This window comes from Devosia sp. ZW T5_3 (assembly GCF_044987315.1).
Classification (GTDB): domain Bacteria; phylum Pseudomonadota; class Alphaproteobacteria; order Rhizobiales; family Devosiaceae; genus Devosia.
In genome coordinates this window covers 1-14,166 of sequence record NZ_JBJDRE010000026.1, presented here as the reverse complement: position 1 = coordinate 14,166, position 14,166 = coordinate 1, and the positions used below count along the sequence as shown (strand labels likewise).

The window sequence follows — 14,166 nt, the reverse complement described above, 5'->3', positions numbered from 1 at the left end:
AACGCATGATTTATGTGAGATCAATCGATAATATCGATTGATTGGTGCGGACATGACCCTTGAGCAATTGCGGATTTTCCTGGCCGTCGCGGAGCGCCAGCACATCACGCGGGCGGCGGAGGGGCTGCATATGACGCAGTCGGCGGTGAGCGCGGCGGTTTCGGCGCTGGAAAACCGGCATGGCGTAACGCTGTTCGACCGGGTGGGGCGCTCCATTGTGCTCAACGAAGCGGGGCGGACGTTTTTGCCCGAGGCGCAGGCGGTGCTGGACCGGGCCAAGGCGGCGCAGGGGGCCCTGGATGATCTGTCGCGGCTGTTGCGGGGGCGGCTGTCGGTGATGGCGAGCCAGACCGTGGCCGATTACTGGCTGCCGCGGCGGCTGGTGGCCTATCGGCAGATGCATCCGCGAATCGAGCTGGACATGGCATTTGGCAATACCGGCCAGGTGGCCGATGGGGTCGAGAGCGGACTGGCTGAACTGGGGTTGGTGGAGGGCCAGGTGAGCCGGCCGGCGCTGAGCGTGGACCTGCTCGATCAGGACGAGATGGTCGTGGTGGTCGGCGCCGGGCACGCCTGGGCCGAGGCGGGCGTGGCGCAAGCGGCGGGCTATGGTGGCACGGCCTGGGTATTGCGCGAGACGGGGTCGGGCACGCGGGCGGCGTTTGATGGCATGATTGCCAAGGCGGGAATTGATGCGGCGGCGCTGGATATTGCCATGGTGCTGCCGGGCAATGAGGCGGTGCTGGGCGTGGTGGAGGCGGGGCTGGGGGCGACTTTGGTGTCGCGGGCTGTGGCGCGGGCGCGGGTGGTTGCGGGGCTGCTGAGCGTGGTCGACCTGCCCGTGGTGCGGCGCAGTTTTTATCTGCTGCGGCACAAGGAGCGCTATCGCACCAAGGCGGCTGAGGCGTTTCTGGCCATGGTTGGCAGCGCGCGGGCAAACGGCTAGGAAGAGCCATGACCGCTTCACGCTCACCCATGGATCTGGCGCTGGCTTTGGCCGAGGAGGCCGCCGCGCATGGCGAAGCGCCGGTGGGCGCGGTGGTGATGGAGGGCGATATCGTGCTCGCCGCCGAGCGCAATCGGATGAAGGCGCTGAACGATCCGACTGGCCATGCCGAGATGCTGGCGATCCGAGCGGCTCTGGCCAAGCGGGGGAGTGGGCGGCTCGATGGCTGCGATCTTTATGTGACGCTGGAGCCCTGCGCCATGTGTGCGGGGGCCATTGCCCATGTGCGGCTGCGGCGGGTCTATTTCGCGGCCGAGGATATTAAGGCCGGGGCGGTGGAGAATGGCGTGCGGCTGTTCGAGCAACCGACCTGTCATCATCATCCTGAGGTCATCGGCGGCATTGGCGCCAGCCGGTCAGAAGCGCTGTTGCGCGACTTTTTCCGGGGACTGCGTAGCGACTAAACCCGACATCACCCTAGCCCTGCGCTGTTTGGCGCGCTATTGCCAAAGCCAAGACCATTCGGAGCCCACGCCCATGATCATCGAGCCCAAGATTCGCGGCTTCATCTGCACCACCGCGCACCCCGTCGGTTGCGCCACCAATGTTCAGCGCCAGATCGACCATGTCGTGGTCAAGGGCGAGATCCCATCGGCCCGTCGCCGGGTGCTGGTGCTGGGCTGCTCGACCGGCTATGGGCTGGCGTCGCGGATCGTCACGACCTTTGGCAGCGGCGCCGACACGATCGGCGTTTCGTTCGAAAAGCCGCCGGCGGAAAACAAGACCGCCAGCGCCGGCTGGTACAATAACCGCGCTTTCGAGCAGCGCGCCAAGGCCGCCGGCCGGTTGGCGCTAACCATTGAAGGCGATGCTTTCTCGGATGCCATCAAGGCCGAGACCATCGAGGCGATCCGCCAGAATTTGGGCCAGATCGACCTGATCGTTTATAGCCTGGCCTCGCCCGTGCGCACCGACCCGGCCACTGGTGAAACCTATCGCTCGGCCATCAAGCCCTTTGGCGCCGCCGTTGCCGCCAAGACGCTGAATACTGCCACCGGGGAAGTCTCCGAAGTGGTGATCGAGCCCGCGACCGACGAAGAAGCCGCCGCCACCGTCAAGGTGATGGGCGGCGAGGATTGGCAGCTGTGGATTTCGGCGCTGGCCGATGCGGGCGTGCTGGCCGATGGCTTCACCACGCTCAACTACACCTATCTGGGCAGTGAGCTGACCTGGCCGATCTATCACAAGGGCACGCTGGGCGTGGCCAAGGCCGATCTGGACCGTGCTGCCGGGGAAATCCGCAGCCGCTTTGGCGATACCAGCGCCTATGTCGTGGCGCTCAAGGCAGTTGTCACCCAGGCCAGCTCGGCTATTCCGGTGGTGCCGCTCTATGGCACGCTGCTGCTCAAGGTGATGGCCGAGATGGGGCTGAACGAGGGCACGATCGAGCAGATCGACCGGCTGTTCCGTACCAAGCTGGCCGATCCGGTGATCGACGAAGCGCACCGCCTGCGTGTTGACGACTGGGAGCTGTCGCCGACCGTGCAGGCCGAAATGGTCCGTCGTTGGCCGCTGCTGTCGACTGAGACGCTGCCGGAATTGGCGGATTTGAAGACGTATCGTGCTGAGTTTCTGAAGCTGTTCGGCTTTGGGCTGGGTGGGGTGGATTACACAGCGGATGTTGATCCGCGCGAGGTTTAAGGGTCCGTTTTCTATTCCAATCACCGGCTCTCCCTCGGGCTTGACCCGAGGGCCTCTCGCCACTTGTGCCGGGCTGAGAGTGGCCCTCGGGTCAAGCCCGAGCGAGAACGGTGGGTGGGAGGAGAGCGGTGGGAGTGTAAAAGAGGCCGCGCGCCCTAATTGCTCGGGATCACCGGCACCTTGCCCTGGATATAGGCCTCGATTTTCGTTTCCAGCATGCGCTTGAAGCGCTCTTTTTCGGGCTCGGCATTGGCGACGATTTCGCGGACGCGCCAGAATTCCAGCGCGCCGAAATTGGTGACATGGGGCCGGATATAGATGTCGGGCGGATAGGCGGCCATCATATGGGCGGTCAGCGAATGCATCATGATCTGGGCTGAGCCGAACCACACGTCGAGCGGCTTGTGATCGGTCTTGGCGATGCCTTCGGAAGGATCGCCATTGACGTCGATGCCAATGAGGAAATCGGTGTCGATATCGGCCTGATCGAGCGGCAGCGGATTGACCACGCCGCCATCGACCAGGATGTGATTGGCATAGACCACGGGCCGGAACAGGCTCGGAATGGCGATCGAGCCGGCAATGGCGGGGCGCAACAGGCCCGAATTGAACACGACCTGATGCCAGGACTGGAAATCGGTCGCCACCACATAGAGCGGGATCTTGAGATCCTTGAACTCGCGCGGGAAGTTGGGCGGGGTGAAGGCATCCACCACATTGGTGGCGTCCAGCTGCATCGAAATGCCGTTCTTGAGAATGCCGCTAATGCCGCGGATCTGGGTGGCCCAAAGCTTGGTGGCGATGATTTTCATGGTGCCCAGCACCTTGAAGGAATGTTCGCGCAATTCCGCCCCGGTCATGCCGGCAGCCCAGCCAGCGCCGATCAACGCGCCAATTGACGTGCCGGCGATAACGGCAGGTTTGATCCCCAGCTCGTCCATCGCCTCGATATAGGGAATATGGGTCAGCCCGCGTGCCGACCCGCCGCCCAGGGCTACTCCGATGCGTGGTCCGGCTGTGGTGCTCACTCTGGCCCGCTCCTTGCCATCCGGGCGAAGCCGACTCGCCAGTGCCTGGCCCCGGAGCTGGATGGGGACTAGCGGGCGCGGCGGCTTCTGCTCGGAAAGATAGGGTAGGTCGCCGGGATTGCGAAAGGGTTCACGCCGATGTGGTGAATTCTCGGGCAATCTGCCGCCAGCCGATATCTCGGCGGCAAAAGCCCTCTGGCCAAACAATCTGATCCACGCCTGCGTAAGCACGCTGCTGCGCCTCTTTTACGGTCGAGCCCAGCGCGGTGACATTCAGCACGCGCCCGCCGGCAGCAAGTAAACGCTGGCCATCGCGGCGCGTTCCCGCATGAAAGACATGCAGGTCCGGTGTATTCAGGCCCTCGGCGTTTTTGATTTCGCTGCCCTTGCCGTAATCGCCGGGATAGCCATTCGTCGCCATGATGACGGTAACGGCATATTGGTCTTTCCAGGCCACATGCTGACCCGCCAGCGCGCCGGTTGCGGTGGCAAACAGCAGCTCCAGCAGGTCGCTCTCGAGGCGCATCATCATGGCCTGCGTTTCGGGGTCGCCGAAGCGGGCATTGTATTCGACGAGCTTGGGCCCATCGGCAGTGAGCATCAGCCCGGCATAGAGCACGCCCTGATAGGGAGTGCCGCGCGCGGCAAGGCCCCGCACGGTCGGCTCGATGATGCGGGCCATGGCGTCGTCATATTGCTCGATCGTCATCACATCGGCGGGCGAATAGGCGCCCATGCCGCCGGTATTGGGGCCGGTATCGCCATCAAAGGCTCGCTTGTGATCCTGTGCGGTGGTCAGGGGGAGAATATTGGTGCCATCGCAGAGCACGAAAAGGCTGACTTCCTCGCCCTCCATGAACTCCTCGATCACGACTTCCGCGCCCGAAGCGCCAAAGGCGCCGGCAAAGCAATCGATCACGGCCTCTTCGGCTTCCTCGACGCTCATCGCGACCGTGACGCCCTTGCCGGCGGCCAGGCCATCGGCCTTGATTACGATGGGCGCGCCATGCGTGTAGATATGGGCAAGGGCGGCGGCTTCATTGTCAAAGCGGCCATAGGCGGCGGTGGGGATATCCATCTCGTCGCAGAGCGCCTTGGTAAAGCCCTTGGAGCCTTCGAGCTGGCCAGCGGCCTTGGAGGGGCAGAAACAGGCGAAGCCGGCGGCGCGGAGGTCATCGCCGAGGCCAGCCACGACCTGGGCATCGGGGCCGACGACCACGAAATCGATTGCGTGCTGGTGGCAGAGGGCGATCACCGCGTCATGGTTGGTGATGTCGACCGGCAGGTTCTCGGCCACGGCATCAGTGCCGCCATTGCCCGGGGCGATGAAGAGTTTGGTGAGCTTGGGGGATTGGGCGATTTTCCACGCCAGGGCATGCTCGCGCCCGCCGCTACCAATGACCAGAACCCGCATGCTTTGCCCTCCGCCGCTATGGGCGGGGTGATGCACGAGATAAAGCGGGGAGGCAAGGGTTTTGGGGTTTTGGTACTCAGTCCCATTCCAATCACTGGGCTTCCCTCGGACTTGATCCGAGGGCCGCTCGCCGCTTGTGCCGGGTGGGGAATGGCCCTCGGGTCGAGCCCGAGGGAGATGCGGTGGGTGGGGATGGTTTGTGCAAAATATATCCCAACCCCGATGTCATCCCGGCGGAGGCCGGGATCCAGGTCCGTGGTGCGCCGCATACATCCAGCTTGGGGGTGGTCTTCAGCATGGATTCCGGCCTTCGCCGGAATGGCACCGTGGTGGAGATGGGGCTGGGTGCCCTTGCCTTGCCTCAGCGGCAAATAGGCAAAAATTACATCTCGGCTTCTTTGAAAATCCGGGTCAGATCGCCATTCCATTCGCCGTGGAATTTCTCGAGCCAGCGCTCGGCCGGGGATTTGGCGAGGCGGATGGTTTCTTCCAGCGGGGCGAGGTGGATGGTTTCGTCCTGGCCCTTGGCGTTGCGGCGGTTGCGGCGGACGAGGCCCGCTTCGGCAATGCCGACGGCCTGGGCGGCGATGTCGTAGAGATTGGAGCGGTCGTGCGGGGTGTTGAGGCCCAGGCGGGGGACCTCGCGGCGCATATGTTCGCGTTCTTCGTCGGTCCAGGGCTGGATCAGCTCATAGGCGGCTTCGAGGGAGACATCGTCATAGAGCAGCCCGACCCAGAAGGCCGAAAGCGCGGTGACCGATTTCTCGTCGCCCATATCGGCGCCGCGCATTTCGAGGAACTGCTTGAGGCGCACTTCGGGGAAGATGGTGCCCAGATGGTAGTTCCAGTCGCGCCGGGTCGGCTTTTCGCCGGGTAATTGCGGCAGCTTGCCTTCGAGGAAGGCGCGGAAGCTCTCGCCGGCGACGTTGATGTAGTGGCCATCGCGGAGGACGAAATACATCGGCACATCCAGCGCATAGTCGGCATATTGCTCGAAGCCGAAGCCTTCTTCGAACACGAAGGGCAGCATGCCGGTGCGGGCATTGTCGGTATTGAGCCAGATATGGCTGCGGAAGCTGAGATAGCCGCTATCCTTGCCATCGACGAAGGGCGAATTGGCAAACAGCGCCGTGGCGACCGGCTGCAGAGCCAGCGAGACACGGAACTTCTTGACCATGTCGGCTTCGCTCGAAAAATCGAGATTGGTCTGTACCGTGGCGGAGCGGAACATCATCGAGGTGCCCAGCGTGCCGACCTTGTCCATATAGGGCGCCATGATGCCATAGCGCGATTTGGGCATGACTTCGATTTCGGGCACGCTCCAGAGCGGGGTAACGCCGAGGCCGAGGAAATGAATGTCGAGCGGGGCGGCGACCTCCTTGACCACGCGCATATGCTCGGCGGTTTCGGCGGCGGTGGCATGCAGGTCCGGCTGGGGCGCGCCGGACAACTCGAATTGCCCACCCGGCTCGAGCGAAATGCCGCCATGTGCGTCCTTGTCCCACAGGCCGATGGGATTGCCCTCGTCGAAAAAGGGCTCCCAGCCGGTGCGTTCGGCGACGCCGTCGAGCAGGGCGCGGATGCCGTTTGGACCCTCGTAAGCAACGGGGCGGAGCGGATTGGTGTGGAACACGTGTTTTTCGTGCTCGGTGCCGATGCGCCATTGCTCGGCGGGCTTATTGCCCCGCGCCATGCCGTCGATGAGGTCGGCCCGCGATTCAATCAGGGGCGAATATGTGTCGGCGCCGGCCATTAAAGTCCTCTTGCGATGAGGGGGTCATTGTTGGGCGCGAACATAGCGAGGCGCAAGCCGAAAGCAATCGGCTTTTATCGCCAATCACCGATGGTCGCTTGAATCACGGCCAATGCGGCCACCGCGGCGGTATCGGCGCGCAGAATCCTGGGGCCAAGGCTGATCGGAATGACGAAGTTTTGAGCGCGCAGCTTGGCGCGTTCGTCCTCGGAAAACCCGCCTTCGGGGCCGATCAGCACGCCGATCGGCTGGCCGCGTAGGGCGGTGAGGGTGTCAACCGGGGAGGCGGAGGCGGCGCTTTCATCGGCGAGGATCAGCTTGCGTTCTCCTTGTTCTGTGGCCCAGCCATCGATCAGGCGGTCCAGTGTGATCTCGGTGGCGACCTTGGGGACGCTGAGCACTTCGCATTGCTCGGCGGCCTCGATGGCATTGGCGACCAGCTTTTCATGCTTGAGGCGGCTGACCTGGGTGAACTTGGTCAGGACAGGCTGGATGACGCCCGCGCCCATCTCGACGGCCTTTTGCACCACATAATCGAGCCGCTCGGTCTTGAGTGGGGCAAAGCCGTACCAAAGGTCCGATACGGGTGTCTGCGGCGCGATCTGTTCGACCAGATCAAGCGTCACCGATTTCTTGGAATCGCTGGCGAGGCGGGCCAGCCACGCCCCATCGCGGCCATTGAACAGCACGACTTCATCGCCCACGCTTTTGCGCAAAACGGCGGCGAGATAGAGCGATTGGTCCTTGCCCAGGGTGAGTTGGGCATGGGCGGCAAGGTCGGGTTCGATGTGGAGGCGCGGCAGGGAAGCGTGGGTGCGGGGCATGGGCAAGTGTGTTGATTGGCTGTCACGGCGCAGTTAGGACTGAAGCTGTCGTTTGATCAAGGCCGGGTCTATCCGCCTTGTGGTTTTTGGCGAGCGCGATGACCAACAGCAATGAAACCCCTCCTGTCCCCGGCACAGTCGCCGATGCCCAATCGGGCAATTGGGTGGATCGCTATGCCCCCGATTGGCTCAAACCCTATGCGCGGCTGGCGCGGTGGGACCGGCCGATCGGCATCTGGCTGCTGTTCTGGCCCTGCACCTGGGGGCTGGCTCTGGCGGCGGTGGCCAATCCGGCGCGGGGTTTTGACTGGATTGCCTGTGTCCTGATGTTTATCGGCGCGGCTTTGATGCGCGGCGCGGGGTGTACGTTTAACGACATTGTCGACCGCGATATCGATATGCAGGTAGCGCGCACCCGCTCGCGGCCCATTCCTTCAGGGCAGGTCACGGCCAGGCAGGCGCTGGTTTTTCTCGTGGCGCAGGCGCTGCTGGGGGCGATCGTGCTGTTTCAGTTCAATCGCTTCACCGTCATCGCCGGCGTGGCCTCGCTGGTACTGGTGGCGATTTATCCCTTCATGAAGCGGGTCACCTGGTGGCCGCAGGCATTTTTGGGGCTGGCCTTTTCGTACGGCGCACTGGTGGGCTGGAGCAGCCAGACCGGCGGCTTTTCGGTGGCGATCCTGCTGGTGTATTTCGGCACGATAATGTGGGTCATCGGCTATGACACGCTCTATGCGCTGCAGGATATCGAGGATGATGCGCTGATCGGGGTCAAATCCACGGCGCGCCTATTCGGCAGTAAGACGCGGCCGATTGTGGGTGGATTTTATGCCGGGGCTTACCTGCTGTGGCTCGTGGGGGCGATTGTGGCTGGGGCGGGATTGGTGTTCTTTTTCCTCTCGCTGGTCGCTGGGGGATTGCTGGCCTGGCAGGTCTGGACGCTGGACGGTACGGTGCCGGAAAATCCGGCGGCGCGGTTCAAGCTCAACCATTATGTGGGGATTGCGCTGGTGCTGGCGCTGCTGGCGGAGTGGGTTTGGTAGGATTGTGCCACGACCTCGTGGTTCGACAGGCTCACCATGAGGTCTACTTTTAGACCGCATGCCAATCAGTAGACCTCATCCTGAGCCTGTCGAAGGACGAGGTCGTGCCACCCAAGGGCCAAAAAAACGACAAAGGGGCTAGCCGCACCACCGGCTAACCCCTTTGTCGTGCTTTGGAGGCAGTAACTGATTAGTTGGCTTCGCTCTGGCCGGGCTTGCGGCGATTGAGGAAGCGGGGGCGACGGTTGGCTTCGGCGGCGAGTTTGCGGCGGCTGGCCGAGCTGCCCAGCATGACGCCATCGACCTGCTGGCTATAGGGCATGTATTGGCCATCGCCGGCCTTGATGAACAGCGGCAGGCGGAGCTTCTTGCCCCAGTTCTGCCATTCGGCGACGACGTTGTGATTGCCCTGTTCTTCGAACACGCGATAGTTCAGCTCGCTATCGGAATGGACCAGCTCAATCGAGCTCATCAACACGCCTTCTTCGGAAATCGAGGTTGCGACGGCCACCCCGATAAATTCGGTGACGGGCACCTTGATCTTGATCGAAACGCCGCTCTGTTCGAGCATTCTGCGAACGGTGACGGTTTTGACCGGGTCCTTGGGACCATTGTCATTGGCGGCCACGAAGCGGCGATCTGCTATTGCCGGCTTGCCGAACGCCAGAACGACCGATGAACCTTCCATCGCAACGCCATGAACCATTTTTGTTCCGCCTTATACCTGTCAACTTCAAGAGCTGTTTTTTGCGCTCTCTTTTATGACCCCACCTTAGCGCGTCCCCTTAGCCGCCTCCTTAATCGGTTCGGTTAAGTTTATCTTGTTTTCCGAGAGGGTTAGCAGGACCTGACTCGGTGTAGGGAGCGATTAACCGATTGTGGAATGGGACTGTTAACCAGCCCGATTTGAGCGCCGGGGCCGCCAATTGTGCCGCCGTCCTAAGCACTTATCCCGAGCGCTCGAAGCAATGTGTTCGCACTGGCCTTGTTCAAAACCGGCGGCCAGCCTAAAAGCGCGGGGAAAATGACGCTTCCTCCCAGTATCTATAGTGATGATCTTGAACTGCTCCGCTCTTCGGCGGTGGCAGCAGGCATTATTGCCAGCGGCTTTTTTCGCCGCGATGTAAAGAGCTGGACCAAGGACCATGACTCCCCGGTGAGCGAAGCCGACATATTGGTCGACCGCTATCTCGCCGCGTCATTGCTGGCGGCGCGGCCCAGCTATGGCTGGCTCAGCGAGGAAACCGCCGACAATCCATCCCGGCTCGATTGCGAGCGGGTGTTTGTCGTTGACCCAATCGACGGCACGCGCGGCTTCCTGCGCGGCGAGGATAGCTGGACGGTGTCGCTGGCGGTGGTCGAAAACGGCGTGCCGGTGGCTGGGGTGGTTTATGCGCCCGTGCGTGACGAAATGTATGACGCCATCAAGGGCGGCGGGGCGCGGCTGAACGGCAAGCCAATCACCCGCAGCCGCCGGGCTGGCGCGCCGCCATTGATCCCGGCGCCGGGCGCGGTGCATCAGGAGATGCAATCGGCGGGCCTGCATTATTCGCGTGGTCCGATGTATCCCTCGCTGGCCTACCGGCTGGTGCAGGTGGCGACCGGCAAGCTGGATGCCGCCGTGTCGCGGCGGGGCAGCCAGGATTGGGATATTGCAGCGGCTGCACTGATCCTGGATGAAACCGGGATCGGCTTTGCCGATGTGTGCACGGGGTTCCCACAATTTAACAAGCGAGATACGCGCCACGGGGCGCTTGCGGCGCTTGGCGACATGAGCCTAAAACCGCTCGTGCATGCGGCCCTGATCAAGGTTTATGGCTGTCCCAGCGAAACCGAGACGCCGCAGCAAACGACACTGACCTGACGGAGCGCCAAATGGCCGACAAAGAAGCACCCAATAAGCAACTTCTGCACCTCGTTATCGGCGGCGAACTGTCCAGCATCGAGGACGTCACCTTTGCCGATCTCGACAAGGTCGACATTGTCGGCGTCTATCCGAACTATGCTGCTGCCTTTGCGGTGTGGCGGCAGAAGGCGCAATTGACGGTCGATAGCGCGCAGACGCGGTATTTCATTGTGCACCTGCACCGGCTGCTCGATCCGGAGACGGATAAGAAGTAGGGCTCCCCGGCCTACTGCTCCATCAGCCGATCGAGCACGGCATGGATTGCGCCCGGACCGCCAATGCGTTCGCGGCCGATATTGGCGAGGCGCCGGCGTTCGCTGTCATCTTGGAGCAGATGGCGCAGGGCGGCTCCGATGGCGGCCGGTTCGTCCGGCACCACGATGCGGGCTTCGCCAAACAGCATCTGCTCGTCGGTAAAGCGGGAGCGGCGGTCGCGGGGATTGACCACGGTGATGGCGGGCTTGCCCAGGCCGAGCGCCTGCACTGTTGCGGTGCCGGCTTGCGAAAGCACCAGATCGGACGCCGCCAAGAGATTACCCATGGCACTGCCCTTGGCCATGTGGATGGTCAGTGTGCCATCGGACAATTCCCCCAGATCCGCGGATTCGGCGCTCAGCATCGAGGTGCGGCGCAGGCCGGTTTTTTTGGCGAGATCGTCGACATTGATGCTGCCGGCTACGGCGAGGAAAATATCGGGGCGCAAGTCGGGCGGCAGGGTGCGCAGGCCATCGACCTGCAGCGCAAAGCTCTCGGCCGTCAGCGCGCGGCTGCCCGGCAGGAGCGTCACGGCTGTGGATCTGGTGCGGCGGGCGCGGGAGTCGTAGTCCCCACTGGGGATCGTGTCCATCATGATATTGCCGGCGCAGCGGGCATCGACGCCGATATGCTCGAGCGTGCGCGCGAGGTTATCGCTGCGGCAGAACACGGTCGCGCAGGCCCGCTTGATGGCCCAGCGCTCGGGGACGGAATAGAGCCGGGCCGCGCCGGTCTTGTAGACATCGAGATATATCAGGTCACGATGGCCGGTACCCAGGCACGCCAGCACCCCGACCATATCCCCGACCACGACGACGCGATCATATTTGCCGCGCATCTTGCGCAGGAACGAAAGGGCAGGGGGTACAGTGCGCAACCCGCCCGTAGCGAGGTCCCGCCGCAGCGAGCCCTTCACATTGCGCCAGCCTTCGGAGGCCAGCGACGCCCGCGGCCCGACAATGCGGCACACATTGGCATAGGCATTGCCCGCCCCGATCATCGGATAGGCTTCCGCCTCGATCCATTTGGGCAAACGCGCCACGATGGCGGCGGAGATCCAATCCTCGCCATGCCCATTGGAAATAAAGAGATATCGTAGGCGGACTGACGCTTCCGCCACGATCAGGCTCCGATGCCGTACCGCTCGAACGCCGCATGGGCATTGGCCGCGTCGGCATAGGCCTCCTGCCGGTCGACGTTCCAATAGGTCAATTCATCCACGGGAATGGGCTTGCCGGAAATGGCGCAGCGCACAAAGCTGCCGGGCTTGAGCACGACATAATCTCCATCGAGATAGCGGATCACCGCTTCTGAGGGGGCAAAGCCTTTGTCGAAAATGTTCATGGCTGAATTCCTGACAGTCCGTCTCTGGATATAGCGATGAAATCACCGGCTCAAAAGAGGCTTTCCTGCGTGCCGCCATCCGATGGTGGACGCGGTTTCTTTTTGATGACCGGGCTGCCCGCTATAGTAGCGCCCACGGCGCCATCGGCAAACTCGATTGCGACTGCATCGCCAGGGGAGAGCGCGGCTTTGTCCTGCACCAGATTGCCCGTTTCGTCCTTGATCACGGCATAGCCGCGCGCCAGCACGTTTTTATAGCTGAGCGAGAGCAGCAGCTTGGACGATTGGCTGAGGGCGGAGCGCCGGTCGGCCATGGCCTGGGTGACGCTGGTGAGCAGGTTTGCCGCCAGCGGGGCCAATTGGCTGCGCGAATGGCGCAATTCGGCGCGCAGGGCATTGGGCGAAAGCTTGGGGCCGATGGCGTCGAGCAAAGCGCGCTTGCGTTCCACCAGCCGGACGGCCGCATTGGCCAGCCGCTCGGCGCGGGGATCATGAGTGAGCCGGGCGCGCTCGACGGTTTTACGCAGGCCGGCATTGCTGCGCATCTCCAGATTGCCCAGCCGCTCGGCCATTTCGAGCCGGCGGCGCGCCAGCAATTGCGGCACGAGGCGCGGCTCGACCCGGGAGAGATGCACGCGCTGAGCCTGCACCGAATGGCGCAAGGCGGCGCCCAGATTGCTCGCCGCGTGATCGAGGCGCTGGCGCTGGGTGGCGACCAGATCTGCCGGGCGGGGCAGACCTGCCGTCGCGGCGCGCAACCGGTCGCGGGCGCTCAGGGTCAGCCGCCGTGCGGCCTGGCGCTGGCGGCCGCCGAGATCGTCGACATAGCCGATCAGCTCGGCCCGCACCGGCACGGCCGCTTCGGCGGCGGCGGTGGGGGTGGGTGCGCGCATGTCCGAGGCATAGTCGATCAGCGTCGTATCGGTTTCGTGGCCCACGGCCGAAATGATCGGGATGGCGCTGGCGGCCACGGCGCGCACCACCGCTTCTTCGTTGAAGCCCCACAAGTCTTCGATGGAGCCGCCGCCGCGCGCCACGATCAGGATATCGGGGCGCGGAATGGGACCATTGGGCAGCAGCGCGTTAAAGCCCTCGATGGCATTGACCACTTCGGGCGCGCAGGTATCGCCCTGCACGCGCACGGGCCAGACCAGCACATGGCTGGGGAAGCGGTCATTGAGGCGATGGAGGATATCGCGGATCACCGCGCCAGTGGGCGAAGTGACGACGCCGATGACGCGGGGCAGATAGGGCAGGTCGCGCTTGCGCTCGCGCGCGAAGAGGCCCTCGGCCAGCAGCTTCTTGCGACGCTCCTCGAGCAGCGCCATCAGGGCGCCGGCGCCGGCCGGCTCGATATTGTCGATGACGATCTGGTATTTCGACGAGCGCGGGAAGGTGGTCAGCCGCCCGGTAGCGATCACTTCGAGCCCTTCCTCGGGCTTGAAGGTCAGCTTGGCATAATTGCCCTTCCACACCACCGCGTCGATCGAGGCATTCTCGTCCTTGAGCGTGAAATAGGCGTGGCCCGAGGAATGCTGCCCGCGATAGCCGGAGATTTCCCCGCGCACCCGCACATGCCCAAATTCATCCTCAACCGTCCGTTTGACCGCCTGGGCGATCTCGGAAACGGTAAATTCGGCAGCATTGGTGAGGGCATCAGACATGCCACTCTGGTGCGGCAATTGGCGGAGGAGGTCAAGGGCGGAGCCGAGAGCCACGATCTAATTCCCTCCACCTTGGGGAGGGCCAGGGAGGGGTGGCCTCCAGATGCTCAATGCCGGTGGGGAGCGCAGCCCCACCCTCGATCCCTACCCACAAGGGGGAGGGAGGCAGATCGGGGCTCTCCACATCCACAATTCTCCCTCGGGCCTGCCCCGAGGGTCGCTCGCCGCTTGTGCCGAATTGGGAGGGCCCCTCGGGTCGAGCCCGAGGAGAGTGGTGGGGAGGAGGGA

The 14,166-nt window shown here is 63.3% G+C and carries 14 protein-coding genes; 6 read left to right on the top strand and 8 right to left on the bottom strand.

Translation table 11 applies throughout. The features are described from left to right. The first annotated feature begins 52 nt into the window (after window positions 1–52). The 3 genes from ACI3KW_RS22115 (at window position 53) to fabV (ending at window position 2,647) form a co-directional block, all read left to right on the top strand. The gene (locus ACI3KW_RS22115; RefSeq protein ID WP_404849879.1) at window positions 53–946 is read left to right on the top strand and encodes a LysR family transcriptional regulator; all 894 of its coding nucleotides are present in this window, start codon (window positions 53–55) and stop codon (window positions 944–946) included. A gap of 8 nt (window positions 947–954) precedes the next feature. Continuing rightward, window positions 955–1,410 (top strand): nucleoside deaminase, encoded by a 456-nt coding sequence (locus ACI3KW_RS22110; RefSeq protein ID WP_404849878.1) that lies wholly within the window; start codon window positions 955–957, stop codon window positions 1,408–1,410. Window positions 1,411–1,483: 73 nt separating this feature from the next. Further along, window positions 1,484–2,647, top strand: coding sequence for an enoyl-ACP reductase FabV (gene fabV, locus ACI3KW_RS22105; protein WP_404849877.1), 1,164 nt, complete (start codon window positions 1,484–1,486; stop codon window positions 2,645–2,647). 155 nt (window positions 2,648–2,802) lie between these two features. On the opposite strand, the gene ACI3KW_RS22100 is transcribed toward fabV, so the two are convergent. From ACI3KW_RS22100 to ACI3KW_RS22085, 4 genes are all read right to left on the bottom strand, one after another. Further along, on the bottom strand, window positions 2,803–3,675 hold the full coding sequence (locus tag ACI3KW_RS22100) for a patatin-like phospholipase family protein (protein ID WP_162740002.1): 873 nt from the start codon (window positions 3,673–3,675) through the stop codon (window positions 2,803–2,805). A gap of 130 nt (window positions 3,676–3,805) precedes the next feature. Beyond that, entirely contained in the window at window positions 3,806–5,089 is a 1,284-nt protein-coding gene (purD, locus tag ACI3KW_RS22095) for a phosphoribosylamine--glycine ligase (RefSeq protein WP_404849876.1), read from the bottom strand. Between the two features lie 382 nt (window positions 5,090–5,471). Then, complete coding sequence (locus tag ACI3KW_RS22090; protein ID WP_404849875.1) at window positions 5,472–6,842, bottom strand: glutamate--cysteine ligase; 1,371 nt, start codon at window positions 6,840–6,842, stop codon at window positions 5,472–5,474. 74 nt (window positions 6,843–6,916) lie between these two features. Continuing rightward, window positions 6,917–7,666: a 16S rRNA (uracil(1498)-N(3))-methyltransferase gene (locus tag ACI3KW_RS22085; protein ID WP_404849874.1), complete on the bottom strand. Its 750-nt coding sequence runs from the start codon at window positions 7,664–7,666 to the stop codon at window positions 6,917–6,919. Between the two features lie 98 nt (window positions 7,667–7,764). On the opposite strand from ACI3KW_RS22085, the gene ubiA reads away from it, so the two are divergent. Continuing rightward, on the top strand, window positions 7,765–8,709 hold the full coding sequence (ubiA, locus tag ACI3KW_RS22080) for a 4-hydroxybenzoate octaprenyltransferase (protein ID WP_404849873.1): 945 nt from the start codon (window positions 7,765–7,767) through the stop codon (window positions 8,707–8,709). A gap of 190 nt (window positions 8,710–8,899) precedes the next feature. Here the strand turns inward: ubiA and ACI3KW_RS22075 are convergent, their stop codons facing one another. Then, window positions 8,900–9,415, bottom strand: a complete 516-nt coding sequence (locus ACI3KW_RS22075) for a DUF6101 family protein (protein ID WP_162740003.1) — start codon at window positions 9,413–9,415, stop codon at window positions 8,900–8,902. A 318-nt stretch (window positions 9,416–9,733) separates the two neighbouring features. Between ACI3KW_RS22075 and ACI3KW_RS22070 the strand changes: the two genes are divergently transcribed. After that, window positions 9,734–10,573 carry a 3'(2'),5'-bisphosphate nucleotidase CysQ gene (locus ACI3KW_RS22070; protein ID WP_404849872.1) on the top strand — a complete coding sequence of 280 codons (840 nt, stop codon included), beginning with the start codon at window positions 9,734–9,736 and terminating at the stop codon, window positions 10,571–10,573. Window positions 10,574–10,584: 11 nt separating this feature from the next. Continuing rightward, entirely contained in the window at window positions 10,585–10,830 is a 246-nt protein-coding gene (locus tag ACI3KW_RS22065) for a DUF4170 domain-containing protein (protein ID WP_262169533.1), read from the top strand. 11 nt (window positions 10,831–10,841) lie between these two features. Here ACI3KW_RS22065 and ACI3KW_RS22060 read toward each other — a convergent pair whose 3' ends face one another. From ACI3KW_RS22060 to xseA, 3 genes are read right to left on the bottom strand one after another with little or no spacing between them, the layout of a single operon-like run. After that, window positions 10,842–11,990, bottom strand: a complete 1,149-nt coding sequence (locus ACI3KW_RS22060) for a glycosyltransferase (protein WP_404849871.1) — start codon at window positions 11,988–11,990, stop codon at window positions 10,842–10,844. 2 nt (window positions 11,991–11,992) lie between these two features. Then, entirely contained in the window at window positions 11,993–12,214 is a 222-nt protein-coding gene (locus tag ACI3KW_RS22055; RefSeq protein ID WP_262169529.1) for a DUF2093 domain-containing protein, read from the bottom strand. A gap of 50 nt (window positions 12,215–12,264) precedes the next feature. Beyond that, the gene (xseA, locus tag ACI3KW_RS22050) at window positions 12,265–13,878 is read right to left on the bottom strand and encodes an exodeoxyribonuclease VII large subunit (RefSeq protein ID WP_404849870.1); all 1,614 of its coding nucleotides are present in this window, start codon (window positions 13,876–13,878) and stop codon (window positions 12,265–12,267) included. Window positions 13,879–14,166: the final 288 nt, after the last annotated feature.

What these genes read in the sequence shown, in the direction of transcription:
- ACI3KW_RS22115 (WP_404849879.1), top strand. Translation starts at nt 53, where the DNA reads ATGACCCTTGAGCAATTGCGGATTTTCCTGGCCGTCGCGGAGCGCCAG.
- ACI3KW_RS22110 (WP_404849878.1), top strand. Translation starts at nt 955, where the DNA reads ATGACCGCTTCACGCTCACCCATGGATCTGGCGCTGGCTTTGGCCGAG.
- fabV (WP_404849877.1), top strand. Translation starts at nt 1,484, where the DNA reads ATGATCATCGAGCCCAAGATTCGCGGCTTCATCTGCACCACCGCGCAC.
- purD (WP_404849876.1), bottom strand. Translation starts at nt 5,089, where the DNA reads ATGCGGGTTCTGGTCATTGGTAGCGGCGGGCGCGAGCATGCCCTGGCG.
- ACI3KW_RS22090 (WP_404849875.1), bottom strand. Translation starts at nt 6,842, where the DNA reads ATGGCCGGCGCCGACACATATTCGCCCCTGATTGAATCGCGGGCCGAC.
- ACI3KW_RS22085 (WP_404849874.1), bottom strand. Translation starts at nt 7,666, where the DNA reads ATGCCCCGCACCCACGCTTCCCTGCCGCGCCTCCACATCGAACCCGAC.
- ubiA (WP_404849873.1), top strand. Translation starts at nt 7,765, where the DNA reads ATGACCAACAGCAATGAAACCCCTCCTGTCCCCGGCACAGTCGCCGAT.
- ACI3KW_RS22075 (WP_162740003.1), bottom strand. Translation starts at nt 9,415, where the DNA reads ATGGTTCATGGCGTTGCGATGGAAGGTTCATCGGTCGTTCTGGCGTTC.
- ACI3KW_RS22070 (WP_404849872.1), top strand. Translation starts at nt 9,734, where the DNA reads ATGACGCTTCCTCCCAGTATCTATAGTGATGATCTTGAACTGCTCCGC.
- ACI3KW_RS22065 (WP_262169533.1), top strand. Translation starts at nt 10,585, where the DNA reads ATGGCCGACAAAGAAGCACCCAATAAGCAACTTCTGCACCTCGTTATC.
- ACI3KW_RS22055 (WP_262169529.1), bottom strand. Translation starts at nt 12,214, where the DNA reads ATGAACATTTTCGACAAAGGCTTTGCCCCCTCAGAAGCGGTGATCCGC.
- xseA (WP_404849870.1), bottom strand. Translation starts at nt 13,878, where the DNA reads ATGTCTGATGCCCTCACCAATGCTGCCGAATTTACCGTTTCCGAGATC.